This window comes from Pseudomonas chlororaphis (genome assembly GCF_001921865.1).
Classification (GTDB): Bacteria; Pseudomonadota; Gammaproteobacteria; order Pseudomonadales; family Pseudomonadaceae; genus Aquipseudomonas; species Aquipseudomonas chlororaphis_D.
Genome location: NZ_MSCT01000007.1, coordinates 1 through 17,005, shown reverse-complemented (window position 1 = coordinate 17,005; position 17,005 = coordinate 1). Strand labels below are relative to the sequence as shown.

The window sequence follows — 17,005 nt, the reverse complement described above, 5'->3', positions numbered from 1 at the left end:
AGGTGCATCAACCTCAGAACACGTACTGCGCGCGAACGATGAAACCGTCGCCGTCGTCGTCGCCGGTGCGCGCGGCCGGGGTACCGCCGCTGGCCGCGGTGGCGTTGGTGATCTTGTCGGTCTTGGCCTTGACGTAAGTGGCGGAGATTTTCACCGCTTCGTTGGCGTACCAGTTCACACCCAGGTTATGCACCTTGACTTCGGCGTCGCCGACGTCGCGGGTCAGGCTGGCGGTGGTGATGTTGTCGTCTTCGACGGTCAGGCTGTCGTAGCGATAGAACACTTCCCAGGCGCCGTAGGCCTTGTTGGCTGGCTTGATGGCGTCGAACTTGCCGACTTTATAACCGCGGGCTTCGCCGGTCAGGGTGTACGCGCCCTGCACGTAGAAACCGTGGCCCTTGATGTCTTCATAAGCGTTGGAATCGGCCTTGGTCTTGCGGGTGATGTATTCGCCCTGGATCGAGGCCGGGCCCATGGCGAACGCGGCTTCCAGGCCCAGCGCGGTGTCGCGGTCGTAGGAACCGGCCGGCGAAGTCGAGCTGCCACCCAGTACCGGACGGTTGCCGTTGGTGCCGGCATCGTTGCCGCCCAGGGTTTCCACGCCGCGCATGCCCATGCGGGTGCGGTAGCGGGAGTCGAACGCGGTGTCGGAGACATCGCGCGAAGCCACGTTCACACCGAAGTGCAGGACGTTGCCGGCATCGTGCATCGGGGCGAAGACGAAACGACCGTTGACCTGCTTGACGCTGTCGCCGTCGGTGTCGTCGGTGTCCTTGCTGAACACGCCAGCCGAGGCGTAGAAGGAGTCGGCGAAGGTGCTGGAAGCCTGCAGGCCCATGCCGTTCTGGTGAGTGTTGGCCCAGTCGATCATGTCGTAGGCCATGTTGCGCTCAGGCGCGGTGACCCACTTGGAGCTGGTGGCTTTTTCCAGGCCGAAGTCGGGGTCGAAACGACCGACCTTGATCGACACCGGCTTGAAGCCGTTGTAGGCCAGCGAGGCCTCATCGAAGTACCCGTTGTCGGAGTCGCCGGTGTTGTGGGAGAAGTCGTAGTTGATGGTGTAAGCCCAGTCGGTGTACAGCACGCCGGACAGTTCGAGGAACGCGCGACGGAAGTAGGCGGCGTCGGCGGAGTCACCGTTCTTGGTGTAGACACCGTCGAAGCGGCTGTAGTCGGCTTGCAGGCGACCACCGAGTTTGAAGCTGAACTCTTTGTCGGTGGTAGCGACCTCAAGGCCGCCCTTGGTCTTGACTACGATATCGGCGCCGTCGGTGGTGACGGTGCCAGCGAAAGCCTGGGCGGTAACTGCCAGGGCCAGGGCGCTGGCGGCAAAACCGGCGAAGTGCTTACGGATCATCGAAGATTTCCCCTAATTGGTGGTCTGTAGCGCTGGAAAAAACACGCGAGTCAGGCCCGCTTGTGTTGGGAGGGAATCTTGGCGGCGGGTTATTTCAGGGGAGTTGCTTCTAGATAAAGATTTGATGACAGCGGAACTTTTTTACTCCGAATCGAAATAAGGCAAAAAGCCTGTACTAGAGCGGTCGGCGGGGGATTTTGCAGATGGGGAGATTCAGGTGTCGGTACAAACCGCGATAAGGCCGAAGGCTTTCGACAACCTTCAGGCCTTTGCGGCCGTGCCGGCCGTTCGCAGCCTGCGGCAGCGGCTACAGGCGTAAACCTCGGGTGCTGTGTGTCGCCGTTGGCGCAGCCTGCGAACGAGCACGAAGCGGTCGCGCTCTTGAGGCCCGGCAGCGGCTACAGGTGTGAACCTCGGGTGCTTTGTGTAGCCGCTGGCGCAGCCTGCGAACGAGCGCGAAGCGGTCGCGCTCTTGAGGGATCAGGCGCCGCGGTCATGCTCGGCGACAAGGCGCGCGACCAGGTCGTCGACACCGGGCACAGGAGGCTCCGGCAGCTTGCGCAGGGTGGCCTGCATCAAGCGCATCTGCCGCACGAAACGCCGGCAATTGGGGCAGAACAACAGGTGATGGCGTTGAAGCAAACGCTGACGAAAACTCAGCTGACCATCGAGATAGTCGCTGGTGCGTGCCACTTGTTCCTTGCAGGTCAGCATTGGCCGGTCTCCTCGAAGTGCTCCACCGTGGCAAAAATCTTGAGCCGCGCTCGATGCAGCAGCACCCGGACATTGGAGAGGGAAATGTCCAGAAGATTACAGATTTCCTCCAACTCCAGGCCCTGGCGCTCGCGCAGGGTCAGCACGCTGCCTTGCAACTCCGACAGGCTGAGCAGGGTGTGCTCCAGGCAGTCGCGCAGCTCGGCCTCGGTCAGCAGGGCTTCCGGGGTGTCGGCGTGCCAGGCGAACGGCGCCACCAGCCAGTGGCCGTCCGTGGGGGAAAAGCGTTCGTCGCCGATGGTGCCGTGGGGCGCCGGCAGGTCGTCCAGCAGGACTTCCCGGCGGTTCTGTTTGTAGCGGCTCTTGGCCGAGTTGGCGGTGATGGTCAACAGCCAGGTCTTGAGGCTGGAGCGCCCCTGGAAACCGGCCAGGTTGCGCACCACCGACAGCCAGGCGTCCTGCACCACTTCGTCGGCGTGGCGCTGGCCGACAATGGCGTAGGCCACGGCGCGCATCGCGCTCTGGTAAGTACTGACCAGTTCCTTGTAGGCCTTTTGCTCGCCGGCCAGCAGGCGTTCAAGCAGTTGCGGGTCGTCAGCTGCGGACATTCATGCCTCGTCATCGAAATCAGGAGTCACCGGCGCCGGCATCAACCGGCGGCGGTGATCCATAAGACTGTCAACGCTTGCGCAGAAGCACACTGCCAATCGAATAACCGGCGCCGAACGAACTGAGCACCGCCAGCGAACCGCTTGGCAGGTCGTCCTGGTTCTTGTGGAAGGCGATGACCGAACCGGCCGAACTGGTGTTGGCGTAGGTGTCGAGAATCACCGGCGCCTCGGCTTCGGTGGCCTCGCGGCCCAGCAGCTTCTTGACGATCAAGTGGTTCATGCTGAGGTTGGCCTGGTGCAGCCAGAAACGCTTCACGTCGCTGACGTTCAGCTGGTTTTCCTGCAGGTGTTCGGCGATCAGCTCCGCGACCATCGGGCAAACGTCGCGGAACACCTTGCGGCCTTCCTGCACGAAGAGTTTGTCCGGCGCGCCGATGCCCTCTTCCGCGGCGCGGTTGAGGAAGCCGAAGTTGTTGCGGATGTTGTTGGAAAACTTGGTCAGCAGCTTGGTGCTGACGATGTCGAACTGGTACGCCGAGGTGGCGAGATCAGCCCGCTCGACGATCACCGCGGTGGCCGCGTCGCCGAAGATGAAGTGGCTGTCGCGGTCGCGGAAGTTCAAGTGGCCGGTGCAGACTTCCGGGTTGACCATCAGGATCGCCCGGGCCTGGCCCAACTGCACGCTGTTGCAGGCGGCCTGGATGCCGAAGGTGGCCGAGGAACAGGCCACGTTCATGTCGAAACCGAACCCTTCGATGCCCAGGGCTTCCTGGACTTCGATGGCGATGGCCGGATAGGCGCGTTGCAGGTTGGAGCAGGCGACGATGACCCCGTCGATGTCCGCCGCGGTCTTGCCAGCGCGTTGCAGGGCCTGTTCGGCGGCGCCGATAGCCATCTGGCAGAGCACCGACCATTCGTCGTTGGAGCGCTCGGGCAGGCGCGGGGCCATGCGGGCCGGATCGAGGATGCCGTCCTTGTCCATGACGAAACGGCTTTTGATGCCGGAGGCTTTTTCGATGAAGGCCGCGCTGGACTCAGTCAGGGCCTGGACCTCGCCGCGCTCGATCGCTGGCGCGTTGTCGGCGTTGAACTGATGCACGTAGGTGTTGAAAGACTGCACCAGCTCTTCGTTGGAGATGCTGTTGGCCGGGGTGTACAGGCCAGTGCCGCTGATGACGACGTTATGCACGTTCGTTCCTCTATTCTGTTCTGGCAGAGGGTATTGGTACCGCCGTACCAAACCGTAAATGGTCGATCCCGACGGGCGAGACCGGACCTGACATCGCTTTATTCCGCTTGGCCCGGATGGCGAACGCTCAAAACCGCGGGGTCGGTATTTATAACGGCGAAGTTTGCCATAAACCCAGGCATTTCGCCCCCTCGGCACGCTTAATCGCCGCAATGCTGTCAATTCCTGTAGCCGCGGCGCTTTCGAGGGCCTCGAGGTCCCTGCGGGACCTTGCGCAGCCTGCGGCAGCGGCTACAGGCATACGCCGCGCTGCTCCCGGTAGCCGCTGGCGAAGCCTGCGTACGGCTGCGCAGCAGCCGTGCTCTTGTCAGGCTTCGACCTGACTCCACTGCTTGTTCAGGCGCTTGTCGGAGATCGGCGCCTTGGTCCCCAACTGCTGGGCGAACAGCGATACCCGGTATTCCTCCAGCCACCAGCGGTACAGCTCCAGCTGCGGATCGCGCTTGCCTTCCTGGGCATGCTTGTCGGCACGCGCCTGGTACTGGTTCCACAGGTTGCTCAGTTCGCTGCTCCAGACCCGGTCCTTCTGCACCTGGCTACCCAGCTTCTCGAAACGCAGTTCGACGGCCTTGAGGTAACGCGGCAGTTCCTTGAGCCATTGCCCCGGCGTTTCCCGGACGAAGCCCGGGTACACCAGGTGGCTGAGCTGCGACTTGATGTCGTTCAGCGCCACCGCCTGGGCCAGGTCGATCTTGCCCTTGAAGCGTTTTTGCAGGCCGTGCCAGAGCTTGAGGATCTCCAGGGTCAGGCGTGCCAGGCGCTCGGCATGCTCGGTCCAGTTGCCGCGCTTGCGCTCGGCCAGCGACGCCAGGCCGGCGCCGTCCCGCGGCAGGCTGTCCTCGCCTTCCAGCACGCAGCTGTCGAGGCTGGCCAGCAGGATGTCCTCGACCAGCGCGTCGACCCGTCCCAGCTCGCGGTACAGCAGGCCCAGCTCAGTCAGCCCCGGCAGCTTGTTGCGCAGGAACTTGGCCGGTTCGGCCAGTTGTTGCAGCAACAGGCGTTGCAGCGCCCGGCGATGCTGGAACTCGGCCTCGGCCTGGGTCGAGAAACGCCCTTCCTTGACCGTCCCGCCCTCTTCTACCAGCGCCGGATACACCGTCATCGACAGCCCGGCGATCTTCTGCTGGGTCTTCTCTGCCACCGCGGCGAACACCTTGGCTTCCACCGGCTGCTGGCTTTTCGCGGTTTGCGGCACCGCCAGCGCGGCCTGGCTGGCTTCGGCGAAACGCGCGGTGAGCTCAGCCAGGTCGCGGCCTTCGCCGAGGAACTTGCCCTGGGCGTCGACGATTTCCAGGTTCATCCGCAGGTGGCTTTCCACCTGTTGCGCCGACTCGGCCCAGGCTTCGTCGCTGACCCGCGCGCCGGTCATGCGCAGCAGCTCGCAGCCCAGCGCCTGGGGCAACGAACCCTGGGCGAAATCGATACGCGCCAGCGCCGCCTTGACGAAGTCCGGCACCGGCACGAAGTTCTTGCGCAGCGCCTTGGGCAGGTTGCGCACCAGGGCGATGCACTTGGCTTCCACCAAGCCCGGCACCAGCCATTCCAGGCGCTCGGCGGGCAGCGCCGGCAACAGCGGCGCAGGCACCCGCAAGGTCACGCCGTCCCGCGGATGGTTGGGCTCGAAGTGGTAACTCAGGGCCAGCTCCAGGTCGCCGATGTGCAGGGTATCCGGGTACTGCATGGCAGTGACTTCGCTGGCCTCGCGGGCCAGCACGTCTTCCTCGCGCATGATCAGCAGTTGCGGATCTTTCTGGCTGTTGACCCGGTACCAGCTGTCGAAGGTGGCGGTCTGGTGAATTTCCGCCGGCAAACGCGCGTCGTAGAAGGCGAACAGGGTTTCCTCGTCGGCGAGGATGTCGCGCCGCCGGGCCTTGGCTTCCAGCTCGTCGAGCTGTTCCAGCAGGCGGGTGTTGGCGCTCAGGCACTTGGCTTTCGACTGAATCTCGCCGCGTACCAGGCCTTCGCGGATAAACAGCTCGCGCGACACCACCGGGTCCACCGGGCCGTAATGCACCGGGCGCCGGCCGACCACGATCAGGCCGAACAAGGTGATCTGCTCGTAGGCCACCACCTGCCCGCGCTTCTTCTCCCAATGGGGCTCGAAGTGGTTCTTCTTGATCAGGTGCCCGGCCAGCGGCTCGATCCAGTCCGGCTCGATCTTGGCCACCATGCGCGCATAGAGCTTGGTGGTTTCCACCAGCTCGGCGGTCATCAGCCACTGCGGGCGTTTCTTGCCCAAGCCCGAGGACGGGTGCACCCAGAAACGCCGCTGGCGGGCGCCGAGGTAATCGCCGTCTTCGGTCTTCTGGCCGATCTGGCTCAGCAGGCCGACCAGCACCGCCTTGTGCAGTTTCGGGTAGTCGGCCGGTTCCTTGTTCAGGCTCAGTTGCAGGTCGCGGCAGATCAGGTTCAGTTGGCGATGGGAGTCGCGCCACTCGCGCAAGCGCAAGTAATTGAGGAAATTCTTCCGGCACCAGTTGCGCAGCGGGCTGGCGGTCAACGCCTGGCGCTGTTCTTCGAAACCGCGCCACAGATTGACCAGCCCGGCGAAGTCCGAGTCCGCGTCTTTCCATTGCGCGTGGGCCTGGTCGGCCGCTTGTTGACGCTCCGGCGGCCGCTCGCGCGGGTCCTGGATCGACATGGCGCTGGCGACGATCAGCACTTCCTGCAAACTGCCGAGCTTGGCCGCCTCGAGCAGCATGCGACCCATGCGCGGGTCCACCGGCAGGCGCGCGAGCTGACGGCCCAGCGGGGTCAGCTGGCTGTTGCGGTCCACCGCCGAGAGTTCTTGCAGCAGGTTGAAACCATCGCTGATGGCCTTGCCGTCCGGCGGTTCGATAAACGGAAACGCGGTGATTTCGCCAAGGCGCAAATGGAGCATCTGCAAGATCACCGCCGCGAGGTTGGTGCGCAGGATTTCCGGGTCGGTGAATTCCGGACGGCCGTTGAAATCCTCCTCGCTGTACAGGCGCACGCAGATCCCCGGCTCGACCCGGCCGCAGCGGCCTTTGCGCTGGTTGGCGCTGGCCTGGGAAATCGCCTCGATGGGCAGGCGCTGGACCTTGGCCCGGTAGCTGTAGCGGCTGATGCGCGCGGTGCCGCTGTCGATCACGTAGCGGATGCCCGGCACGGTCAGCGAAGTCTCGGCGACGTTGGTCGCCAGCACCACACGACGCCCCGGGTGCGACTGGAAAATCCGCTGCTGCTCGGCCGGCGACAGCCGCGCATACAACGGCAGGATCTCGGTGTGCCTGAGCTGGGCCTTGCGCAGCATCTCGGCGGCGTCACGAATCTCCCGTTCGCCCGGCAGGAACACCAGTACGTCGCCCGGGCTGCGCCGTTCGCTGCGCTCGTGGGTGGCGATTTCGTCGAGGGTGGCGAGAATCGCCTGGTCCACCGTCAGGTCGTCCTCGACCCGGTTGCCCTCTTCGTCCTGCTCCAGGGTCAGCGGCCGATACCAGGTTTCCACCGGGAAGGTGCGCCCGGACACCTCGACGATCGGCGCATCGTCGAAGTGCTTGGAAAAACGCTCCAGGTCGATGGTCGCCGAGGTGATGATGACTTTCAGGTCCGGACGCCGCGGCAGCAAGGTCTTCAGGTAACCCAACAGGAAGTCGATGTTCAGGCTGCGTTCGTGGGCTTCGTCGACGATGATCGTGTCGTAGCGTTCCAGGTAGCGGTCGTTCTGGGTTTCCGCCAGCAGGATACCGTCGGTCATCAGTTTGATCAGGGTGTTGGAATCGCTCTGGTCCTCGAAGCGCACCTGATACCCCACCAGCGCGCCCAAGGGGGTCGCCAGCTCTTCGGCGACCCGGCTGGCGACGCTGCGCGCGGCGATCCGCCGGGGCTGGGTGTGGCCGATCAGGCCGTGCTGGCCGCGGCCGATTTCCAGGCAGATCTTCGGCAATTGGGTGGTTTTACCCGAGCCGGTTTCGCCGGCGATGATCAGCACCTGATGCTTGTGCAGCGCGGCCTTGATCTCGTCGCGCTTGGCGGCGATCGGCAGGTTGTCGTCGTAACGGATCGACGGCACGCTGGCGCGCCGCGACACCACCTGGGCGCAGGACGCCTGCATGCGCTCGACCCACTGCGCCAGCTTGGCCTCGTCGGGCTTCTTGCGCAGCTCAAGCAGCTGCCGGCGCAAGCGGTGGCGGTCGGCGAGCATGGCGTGGTCGAGGTTTTTCAGCAGTTGGTCGATTGCAGGCGATTCGGAAGTCATCGGGTACGCAAGGGTCGTCTATTTATGCCGGGGGCGGATTGTCGCAGATTTGCGCCGGTAAATGCTGCCTCCCCCGCCGCCCTCACCTGCCCCTGTAGGAGCGAGCTTGCTCGCGATCGAGTGCACAGCACTCGTGGTGCCGGCGCCGCCTCATGTGCGGCGGTGTCGGCAGGAGCGGCCTGCGGCCTATCGCGAGCAAGCCCGCTCCTACAGGGGTGAGGGAGAAACGGGTTATTCGCTGTCCCGCTCCTTGCGCCGGTACGGGAAGACGTCGATCACTTTGCCGGCGCGGATGGCTTCCTGCAGGCTTTTCCAGTAGTCGGCGTTGTACAGCTCGCCGTGCAACTGGTCGAACAGCTTGCGCTGCCCGGCGTCGGCGAACAGGAACGGCGGGAACTCCTCGGGGAACACGTCCAGCGGGCCGATGGAGTACCAGGGTTCGGAGGCCATTTCGTCCTCCGGGGTGCGCGGCGCCGGGATGTGGCGGAAATTGGCTTCGGTGAGGAAGCAGATCTCGTCGTAGTCGTAGAACACCACCCGGCCATGGCGGGTGACGCCGAAGTTCTTCAGCAGCATGTCGCCGGGGAAGATGTTGGCCGCCGCCAGTTGCTTGATCGCCAGCCCGTAGTCTTCCAGCGCCTCGCGCACCTGGGCCTCGTTGGCGTTGTCCAGGTAGAGGTTGAGCGGGGTCATGCGCCGCTCCGTCCAGCAGTGGCGGATCAACACCGTATCGCCTTCCACCGACACCGTGGACGGCGCTACTTCCAGCAGTTCGGCCAGGCACGCCGGGTCGAACTTTCCCAGGGGAAAACGGAAATCGGCGAACTCCTGGGTATCGGCCATGCGCCCGACCCGGTCGACGCTTTTCACCAGGCGGTACTTCTCGATCACCGTGGCGCGGTCGACGTTCTTCGACGGCGAGAAGCGGTCCTTGATGATCTTGAACACGGTGTTGAAGCCCGGCAGGGTGAACACGCTCATGACCATGCCGCGCACGCCCGGGGCCATGATGAACTGGTCGTCGGTGTTGGCCAGGTGGTTGATCAGCGCCCGGTAGAACTCGGACTTGCCGTGCTTGTAGAAACCGATGGAGGTGTACAGCTCGGCGATGTGCTTGCCCGGCAGGATGCGCTTGAGGAAACCGATGAACTCCGCCGGCACCGGCACGTCGACCATGAAATAGGAGCGGGTGAAGGAAAAGATGATCGACACGTCGGCTTCGTCGGTGATCAGCGCATCGATCTGGATACCCCGCCCTTCGCGGTGCAGCAGCGGAATCACCAGCGGCCACTGCTCGTCGTGGGTGTAGATGCGCCCGACCAGGTACGCGCCCTTGTTGCGGTACAGCACCGAGGAAAACAGCTCCACCGAGAGTTCCGGGTCCTTGCACACCCAGTCCGGCAGGTTCTCGCGCAATTGCGCTTCCAGGCGCAGCAGGTCGCCGGGCAGATCGGCATAGGCCTCGCTGAAGCGGTAGTCGACGAAGATCTGTTCGAGCATCGTCGACAGGTGGCCGTCCGGCCGGTAGGTGCGGGTCTGCGCGGCCCGGGCGCGGCGCAGGCTCGGCCGCGTGGTGTGGATGAACATGCTGCCGTCGCTGATCAGGTCGTGGCTGAACAGGCCGCAGAAGGCCGAGTTGTACCAGGTCTCCGACAGCTCGTCGTCGAAGCGCAGGTCGATCAGGCTGATATAGGCGCTTTTCACCAGCGGCCACTGATTGACGTCGAGCAGGGTCTCCAGGTCGAAGGCCCCGCGCAGCCGCGCCACGGTCTCGCCGACCTTTTCCTCGTACAGGTTGATCCGCGCCGCCGAAGCGGTCTGCGCCTCTTGCCACTGCGCCTGCTCGAAACGCGCCCGGGCGCCATCGGTGATCTGGCGAAAGTGCTCGCGGTAATCGTCGAAGCCATCGAGGATCGTTCGAGCGATATCGGCGGCGGGCCATTTTTGCGCCATGGTGAGACCTCTGCGGGAATTCGGAAAAACCTGAGCTTAGCCAGTGAACCGGGTGCAGGAGAAGTGCAATTTTTCTTCGCCCGGCGCCAGCCGCGAACAATTCCAGCACAAGATAGCGATTGCTCGCGGCTGGCCTCTCGGCAACACTTTCGCCCTGCCCAAGCAAGGGCCGGTGAAACGGCCATCAAAGGAGTTGCACCGTGAGACCCGTCGATATCCTGCGTTTGTTGTCCCTGGCCGCGATCTGGGGCGCAAGTTTTCTGTTCATGCGGATTATCGCCCCGGTGATCGGCAGCATTCCCACGGCGTTTTTTCGCGTGTCCATCGCCGCCAGCGGCCTGCTGGTGATCCTCGCGCTGATGCGAATCAGCTGGGACTTCCAGGGCAAGTTCAAGACCGTGCTGCTGCTCGGGGTAATCAACTCCGGCATCCCCGCCACCATGTATTCGGTAGCAGCCCTGGTCCTGCCGGCCGGTTACTCGGCGATCTTCAATGCCACCACGCCCTTGATGGGCGTGCTGATCGGCGGGCTGTTCTTTCACGAGAAACTGACCCCGCCGAAAATCGCCGGGGTCAGCCTGGGCCTGTTCGGCGTGGGTATCCTGACCCGCGCCGGCCCGGTGGCGTTCGACCTGGAGTTGCTGCTCGGTGCCCTGGCCTGCCTGCTCGCCACCACCTGCTACGGTTTCGCCGGCTTCCTCGCGCGGCGCTGGCTGGACCAGGCCGGCGGCCTCGACAGCCGCCTTTCGGCCCTGGGCAGCATGCTCGGCGCCAGCCTGTTCCTGCTGCCCGTCTTCGCCTACAGCGCCATCAACCAACCGCCCGCCAGCTGGGGCGGCTGGAGCGTCTGGCTGTCGCTGCTGGGCCTGGGCCTGGCTTGCACCGCCTTTGCCTACATCCTGTATTTCCGCCTGCTGAGTTCGATCGGCCCGGTCAAATCGATGACCGTGACCTTCATGATCCCGCCGTTCGGCGTGCTGTGGGGCGCCCTGCTGCTGGACGAGCCGCTGTCCATGGCCCACCTGTATGGCGGCGTGCTGATCGCGGCGGCCGTGTGGCTGGTGCTCAAGCCGGGCCCTCGACCAACTCCGGCTCCGCAGCCGGTCAAACCTTGACCTGAACATATCCAGGCAACGAAACGAGGTGCGCTGCAACGTAGCGCACTCGCTGCTGGGTCTGATTTTTTATCAACTCGAACAATGGTGACACATATAAAACACTGAACTTAAAACATTAAAAACACACACTTAAAAACAATAAAACCCACTTAAACAAATACGCAAACCCCGCCAACCAAGACCACTCCCACCCAGCAGAAAAGTTTTACTTTCTGCTCGCGTCCATTTTCTTTCCAGCACTCTCGCCCTCGACCAAAACTCAAAAAACTTAAGAAAAATCCTGAAAAAATCCCGCCCCAGACACTTCCTACGCAAAGACCAACCAACTAACTACAAAAAACAACGATTAATACCCGGCAACAAACAGATATTTCTGAAAACTTTCAAAAAAACTCCACCCCTTCTTCCCCGCATATATTCCCACGCACTTCTTTATTAAGTTACCCGGCGTCTCAAACCGTCATGGACAACTTGAGCAGTTCAACACCTATGAAAAGCAATTGAGGTCGCGCCTTCCGTATCGACCCATGGCACTTCATAGCCGAACAACGCCTCCCGGCGCATCGCTGATCGATAACGCGTTCGACGCCGTTTCTATCCCACGACCACACAGGCACCCTCTTGGAAAGAAAAACGATGACACGACACAATTTCAGCCCCAGCGACATCGCTATCGCCGTCGCATTGGCGTTGAGTTCATTCAGCCCGGCCGTGCTGGCCGCCACGACCTGGACCGGCGACGCCCACCACTTTGTTCTGCAGGATCCCAATGACCCTAATTCCAGCATTAGGGTCAACGACAGCAATGCCTGGGAAAACAGCGGCAACTGGAGCAACGGCGCGCCCTCCAGCACCGAGGTGGTCAACATCGACCGGCCGTACTCCGGCCGCCATGACGTCGCCCAACTGGACAGTGCGCGCACCGTAGGCAGCCTGAACGTCGGCACCCAGGCCAACGGCCTGGGCCAGTTGAACGTCGGCGGCGGCGGCAAGTTGACCGTGGGCGATACCTTCACCCTGGGGACCGGACAGAACACCACCGGCAAGGCCACCTTCAGCAATGGCGCGACCTTGACTACCGGCGGCCCGTTGATCGTCGGCAACGGCGGCGACGGCACCCTGACCCTGAAGAACGGTTCCACCGCTCGCTCCCAGGGCGATACCCTGATCGGCGCCCAGCGCAACGGGACGGGCAAGCTCAGCGTCGACAACTCGAAACTGACCAGCGACAAAAAACTGGTCGTCGGCGGTGCCGGCAATGGCTCCCTGGAGATCAAGAACGGCAGCCAGGTCACCAGCCAGGAAAGCATCGTCGCCAACGACCCGGACAGTAAGGGCACCGCCACGGTCGACGGGGCCGGCAGCCTCTGGAAAACCCTCGGCGACATGATCGTGGGCCTGGGGGGCAACGGCTCGCTGAAGCTCACCAACGGCGCCAAGGTCGAGACCGCCGGCGACACCGTGCTCGGCGCGCAGAAAAAGGCCACCGGCACCCTCAGTGTCGACAACAGCACCCTGTCCACCGGCAAGCGCCTGATCGTCGGCGCCGCCGGCAACGGCACCTTGGAGATCAAGAACGGCGGCAAGGTCACCAGCCAGGACGGCATCATCGCCTCCGACCCCGGCAGCACGGGCGACGTCAGCATCGATGGCGCCGGCAGCCTCTGGAAAACCCTCGGCGACATGATCGTGGGCCTGGGAGGCAACGGCTCCCTGCGGCTCACCAATGGCGCCAAGGCAGACATTGCCGGCGATACCCTGATCGGCGCGCAGAAAAAGGCCAACGGCACCCTCAGCGTCGACAACAGCACCCTGTCCACCGGCAAGCGCCTGATCGTCGGCGGAGCCGGCAACGGCTCGCTGGACATCGGTAACGGCGGCAAGGTCACCAGCCAGGACAGCATCATCGGCTTCGAGCTAGGCAGCAATGGCAACGCCAGCGTCGACGGCGCCGACAGCCTCTGGACCACCCTCGGCGACATGTTCGTGGGCTACGGCGGCAACGGCTCGCTGTTGCTCACCAATGGCGCCAAGGTAAAGACCGCCGGCAATACCGTGCTCGGCGCACTCAAGAAATCGAACGCTACCCTCAGCGTCGACAACAGCACCCTGTCCACCGACAAGCAACTGGTCGTCGGCGGTGCCGGCAACGCCACCCTGGAAATCAAGAACGGCGGCAAGGTCACCAGCCAGGAGAGCATCCTGGCCTTCGAGCAGGGCTCCAACGCCAGCGCCAGCGTCAGCGGCGCTGGCAGCCTCTGGGAAACCGTCGATGGCATGACCCTGGGCCTGAACGGTGTCGCCAACCTGCTATTGACCGACCAGGGCACGCTCAAAGTCGGCAATGGCACCTTGCGCATCGCCGAAAACAGCACCTCCAGCGGCACCCTCTATATCGGCGCGGCCAGTGACAATGCCGCCGACGCCAAGGCCGCCGGCCACCTGCAAGCGCAGAAGGTCGTCTTCGGCAAGGGCCAGGGCCTGGTCCAGTTCAACCACAGCGACCGCGACTATCAGTTCGATGCCGGCTTCGAAGGCAAGGGCACGGTCAACCACATCGCCGGGCAGACCCAGTTCAACGGCGACTCCAGCGGTTTTACCGGTCGCCTGAACGTCAAGGGCGGCAAATTGTTGCTGAACAACAAGCTGGCCGGCGAAGTCCATGTCGAACAGAACGCCAGCCTGCACATCGGCGCCCACAACGGCACCACCGGCGAAGTGCTCAGCGATATCGACAACAACGGTCAGGTGGCCTTCGACCGCAGCAATCAATACCAGTACGACCATGTGATTTCCGGCACCGGTTCGGTGGAACAGCTCGGCACCGGCACCACCGTGTTGACCGGCGAGAACACCTACAGCGGCGGTACGCGGATCAGCAACGGCACCCTGCAACTGGGCGCTGGCGAGGACGGCGGCGACACTGGCTCGCTCCTCGGCGACGTGCAGATCGATGCCCCCGGCAGCTTGATCTTCAACCGCGCCAACGGCTACCGCTTCGATGGCAAGCTTTCCGGTACCGGCTCTCTCTACAAGCGCGGCAGCGGGCGTACCGAACTGACCGCCGATAGCTCGACCTTCACCGGCAAGACCCAGGTCGAGAAAGGTATCCTGGCGGTCAACGGCAAGCTCGGCGGCACCGTCGATGTGTATGACAGCGCGACCCTGGCGGGTAATGGCCAGGTCGGCGATGTCACCCTGTACCGCGGCGCGACCATCGCTCCCGGTAACTCGATCGGTACCCTCACTGTGGCTGGCGACCTGAACCAGCACAGCGGCTCGACCTTCCAGGCCGAACTGCTGAGCACCGGCGCCAACGACCGGCTGATCGTCAAAGGCACCACACGCCTCGATGACGGCAGCATCATCGATGCCCATAAACTCGACGACGCCCGCTACCAGCTGGATCGGCGCTACTGGGTGCTTTCGTCCGACCAGGGCCTGAGCGGGCGCTACAAACTGACTGGCGATACCTGGGTCTCGACCTTCTACGACCTGGTGGACAACTACGACAGCCACAACGCCTATCTGGATGTGCAGCAGACGCGCCTGTTCCAGGAAGCGGCCTACACGCCGAACCAGTACGCCACGGCCACCGCCGCGCAAAGCCTGAAGGGCGACGCCGTGCCAGCCCTGACGCCACCGGTCCACAACAAGCTGTTCGAGGCCATCGCCTACCTGCCGGACGACGAACAGGCTCGCGCGGCATTCGATCAGCTCTCGGGGGAATTCCACAGCTCGACGCGAACCTCGCTGATCCAGGACAGCCGTCTGCTGCGCGATGCCGCGAACAGCCGCCTGCGTTCGACCGCCCAGGCCCCGGCCGACAGCGCCGCGACCGGCACCGGCCCGACCGCGTGGCTGACCACCCTGGGCAACTGGGGCGAGGTCAAGGGCGACAGCAACAGCGCCAGGCTGACCAGCGATACCAAGGGCCTGCTCACCGGTGTCGATACCGCCATCGGCGAACGCAGCCACGTCGGGGTCATGACCGGCTACAGCCGCACCCGGCTCAAGAGCTCGTCCCGCGACTCGTCGAGCGATAACGACAACGTCCACCTGGGCGTCTACGGCGGCACCGCGCTCGGCCAGTTCGACCTGCGCGGCGGCATGGCCTACACCTGGAGCCGGATCGACGCCAAGCGTTCGGTGAACTTCGCCGGCTACAACGACCGCCTGAAAACCGACCACGACGCCACCACCCTGCAAGCCTTCGGCGAGCTGGGCCGGCGCTTCGACCTCAGCCCGGCGGTGCAACTGGAACCCTTCGCCAACCTGGCCTACGTGAAAGTCCAGAGCGAAGGCTTCAAGGAGCGCGGTGGCGCCGCGGCCCTGCAGGCCAAACGTGCGGCGGACGAGCAGACCTCGTCCACCCTCGGCCTGCGGATCAGCACCGCCAAGGCGCTGGACAACGGCAAGCAACTCACCGTCTACGGCAGTGCCGGCTGGAAGCGCGACTGGAGCAACAACACCCCGTCCGATACCTTCCGCTTCACCGGCAGCGACGCGTTCCGGGTCGAAGGCACGACGCTCGCGCGCAACACCGCGGCGCTCGAAGCCGGCGTGGAAACCCGCCTCACCCGTGAGCTGAGCGTAGGTGCCGGCTACAGCGGCCAGGTGGGCGGCGGCTCCAACGAGCACGGCCTGCTGCTGAACGCCAACTACCGCTTCTGACCCCGCCCCACCCTGGCGCGACGCTCTTGTCGCGCCAGGTTCCAATCGATCGGCAAGGCAACCTTGCCGATTCCTTTCTTGCAACAGCCTGTCTCCCTTGGCGCTACAGCGCCGCCATCGCTCTAGCCACCCGCCGGCATGACGGGTCGAGCCAGCTCGAACAACTGCTCGCGCAACCAGCGATTACCCGCTTCGTGCTCCGCCTGGCGCGCCCAGTAAAGGTTCAGGCTCACCGCTGGCAACGCCAGGGGCATCGTCAGCAGGCGATTGCCCAGCCCGACATTGAGGAGCTCGGCGTACTGTCGAGGCACGGTCAGCAACAAATCGCTCTGGCTCACCAGCAGCGCGGCCGAGAGGTAATGCTGGCAACGCTGGCGCACCTGACGAACCATTCCCCGGTCCCCCAGCGCCAGGTCCTCCACACAGATCCCCCGGCGCCGCGAGGTAATGGCGACATGCTCGGCCGCCAGATACCGCTCAACGCTCAATTCCCCGGCAAAGTGCGGGCCGGCCATCACGCATAACGCGTCGCGCAACAACAGTTGCTGCTGCAGTTCGGTGTCGGTGGGCCGGGCAAGCTCGATCGCCAGATCGACCCGCCCGGCGGTCAGTTCCAGTTTCAAGTCCGCCCAATGCACGCTGCTGCTACGCACTTGCAACCGGGGGGCGATCCGCCGCAGATGGGCGAGGATTTTCGGCAGCACCAGCGGCTCCATCTGCTCGGGCATGTTCAAGGTGAAACAGCGCTGATCGTGCCGCGGGTCGAAGGCCTGGCCGCGGTTCACGCTGCGGCGCAGACCGCCCAGGGCCTCGAGAATGCCCGGCGCCAACTGTACCGCCAGCGCCGTGGGCTGCACGCCATAGCCTTCGCGAACGAACAGTGGGTCATCGAGTTGATTGCGCAAGCGCGCCAGGGCATGGCTGATCGCCGACTGGCTGAGGTGCAGGACCGACGCGGCGCGCGTCAGGTTGCGCTCCTGATAGACCACTTCAAAGACCCGGAACAGATTCAGATCGAGCCGGCTAAGCGTCGACCATTCATGTTGTTTATTCATGATTTCACTCTCGCAGCGTCGCTACCGGACAACCTAGCAGGGTCGAGCCGACAGG

The 17,005-nt window shown here is 63.9% G+C and carries 9 protein-coding genes; 2 read left to right on the top strand and 7 right to left on the bottom strand.

What is annotated here, in order from left to right; translation table 11 throughout:
• Nucleotides 1-13: 13 nt before the first annotated feature.
• From BTN82_RS07040 to aceK, 6 genes are all read right to left on the bottom strand, one after another.
• Nucleotides 14-1,357: an OprO/OprP family phosphate-selective porin gene (locus BTN82_RS07040; protein ID WP_075118445.1), complete on the bottom strand. Its 1,344-nt coding sequence runs from the start codon at nucleotides 1,355-1,357 to the stop codon at nucleotides 14-16.
• Nucleotides 1,358-1,837: 480 nt separating this feature from the next.
• Nucleotides 1,838-2,071 (bottom strand): anti-sigma factor family protein, encoded by a 234-nt coding sequence (locus BTN82_RS07035; RefSeq protein ID WP_075118444.1) that lies wholly within the window; start codon nucleotides 2,069-2,071, stop codon nucleotides 1,838-1,840.
• Nucleotides 2,065-2,679 carry an RNA polymerase sigma factor gene (locus BTN82_RS07030; protein ID WP_075118443.1) on the bottom strand — a complete coding sequence of 205 codons (615 nt, stop codon included), beginning with the start codon at nucleotides 2,677-2,679 and terminating at the stop codon, nucleotides 2,065-2,067. The genes BTN82_RS07035 and BTN82_RS07030 overlap by 7 nt, the downstream gene beginning before the upstream one ends.
• 70 nt (nucleotides 2,680-2,749) lie before the next feature.
• Nucleotides 2,750-3,871, bottom strand: a complete 1,122-nt coding sequence (locus BTN82_RS07025) for a beta-ketoacyl-ACP synthase III (RefSeq protein ID WP_075118442.1) — start codon at nucleotides 3,869-3,871, stop codon at nucleotides 2,750-2,752.
• A gap of 367 nt (nucleotides 3,872-4,238) precedes the next feature.
• A complete protein-coding gene (gene hrpA, locus BTN82_RS07020; protein WP_075118441.1) occupies nucleotides 4,239-8,150 on the bottom strand; it encodes an ATP-dependent RNA helicase HrpA in 3,912 nt (1,303 codons plus the stop codon).
• A 231-nt stretch (nucleotides 8,151-8,381) separates the two neighbouring features.
• Nucleotides 8,382-10,103, bottom strand: coding sequence for a bifunctional isocitrate dehydrogenase kinase/phosphatase (aceK, locus tag BTN82_RS07015; RefSeq protein WP_075118440.1), 1,722 nt, complete (start codon nucleotides 10,101-10,103; stop codon nucleotides 8,382-8,384).
• Between the two features lie 200 nt (nucleotides 10,104-10,303).
• Here aceK and BTN82_RS07010 point away from each other — a divergent pair, with 200 nt between their 5' ends.
• Together BTN82_RS07010 and BTN82_RS07005 are read left to right on the top strand one after the other, a co-directional pair.
• Complete coding sequence (locus tag BTN82_RS07010; RefSeq protein ID WP_075118439.1) at nucleotides 10,304-11,218, top strand: DMT family transporter; 915 nt, start codon at nucleotides 10,304-10,306, stop codon at nucleotides 11,216-11,218.
• A 639-nt stretch (nucleotides 11,219-11,857) separates the two neighbouring features.
• On the top strand, nucleotides 11,858-15,895 hold the full coding sequence (locus BTN82_RS07005) for an autotransporter domain-containing protein (protein ID WP_075118438.1): 4,038 nt from the start codon (nucleotides 11,858-11,860) through the stop codon (nucleotides 15,893-15,895).
• 122 nt (nucleotides 15,896-16,017) lie between these two features.
• On the opposite strand, the gene BTN82_RS07000 is transcribed toward BTN82_RS07005, so the two are convergent.
• Nucleotides 16,018-16,950 (bottom strand): LysR family transcriptional regulator, encoded by a 933-nt coding sequence (locus BTN82_RS07000; RefSeq protein WP_075118437.1) that lies wholly within the window; start codon nucleotides 16,948-16,950, stop codon nucleotides 16,018-16,020.
• Between the last annotated feature and the right edge of the window lie 55 nt (nucleotides 16,951-17,005).

Bases quoted from the DNA above. Each gene is read 5' to 3' on its own strand.
- BTN82_RS07030 (WP_075118443.1), bottom strand. From the start codon at position 2,679: ATGTCCGCAGCTGACGACCCGCAACTGCTTGAACGCCTGCTGGCCGGC.
- BTN82_RS07005 (WP_075118438.1), top strand. From the start codon at position 11,858: ATGACACGACACAATTTCAGCCCCAGCGACATCGCTATCGCCGTCGCA.
- BTN82_RS07035 (WP_075118444.1), bottom strand. From the start codon at position 2,071: ATGCTGACCTGCAAGGAACAAGTGGCACGCACCAGCGACTATCTCGAT.
- aceK (WP_075118440.1), bottom strand. From the start codon at position 10,103: ATGGCGCAAAAATGGCCCGCCGCCGATATCGCTCGAACGATCCTCGAT.
- hrpA (WP_075118441.1), bottom strand. From the start codon at position 8,150: ATGACTTCCGAATCGCCTGCAATCGACCAACTGCTGAAAAACCTCGAC.
- BTN82_RS07000 (WP_075118437.1), bottom strand. From the start codon at position 16,950: ATGAATAAACAACATGAATGGTCGACGCTTAGCCGGCTCGATCTGAAT.
- BTN82_RS07040 (WP_075118445.1), bottom strand. From the start codon at position 1,357: ATGATCCGTAAGCACTTCGCCGGTTTTGCCGCCAGCGCCCTGGCCCTG.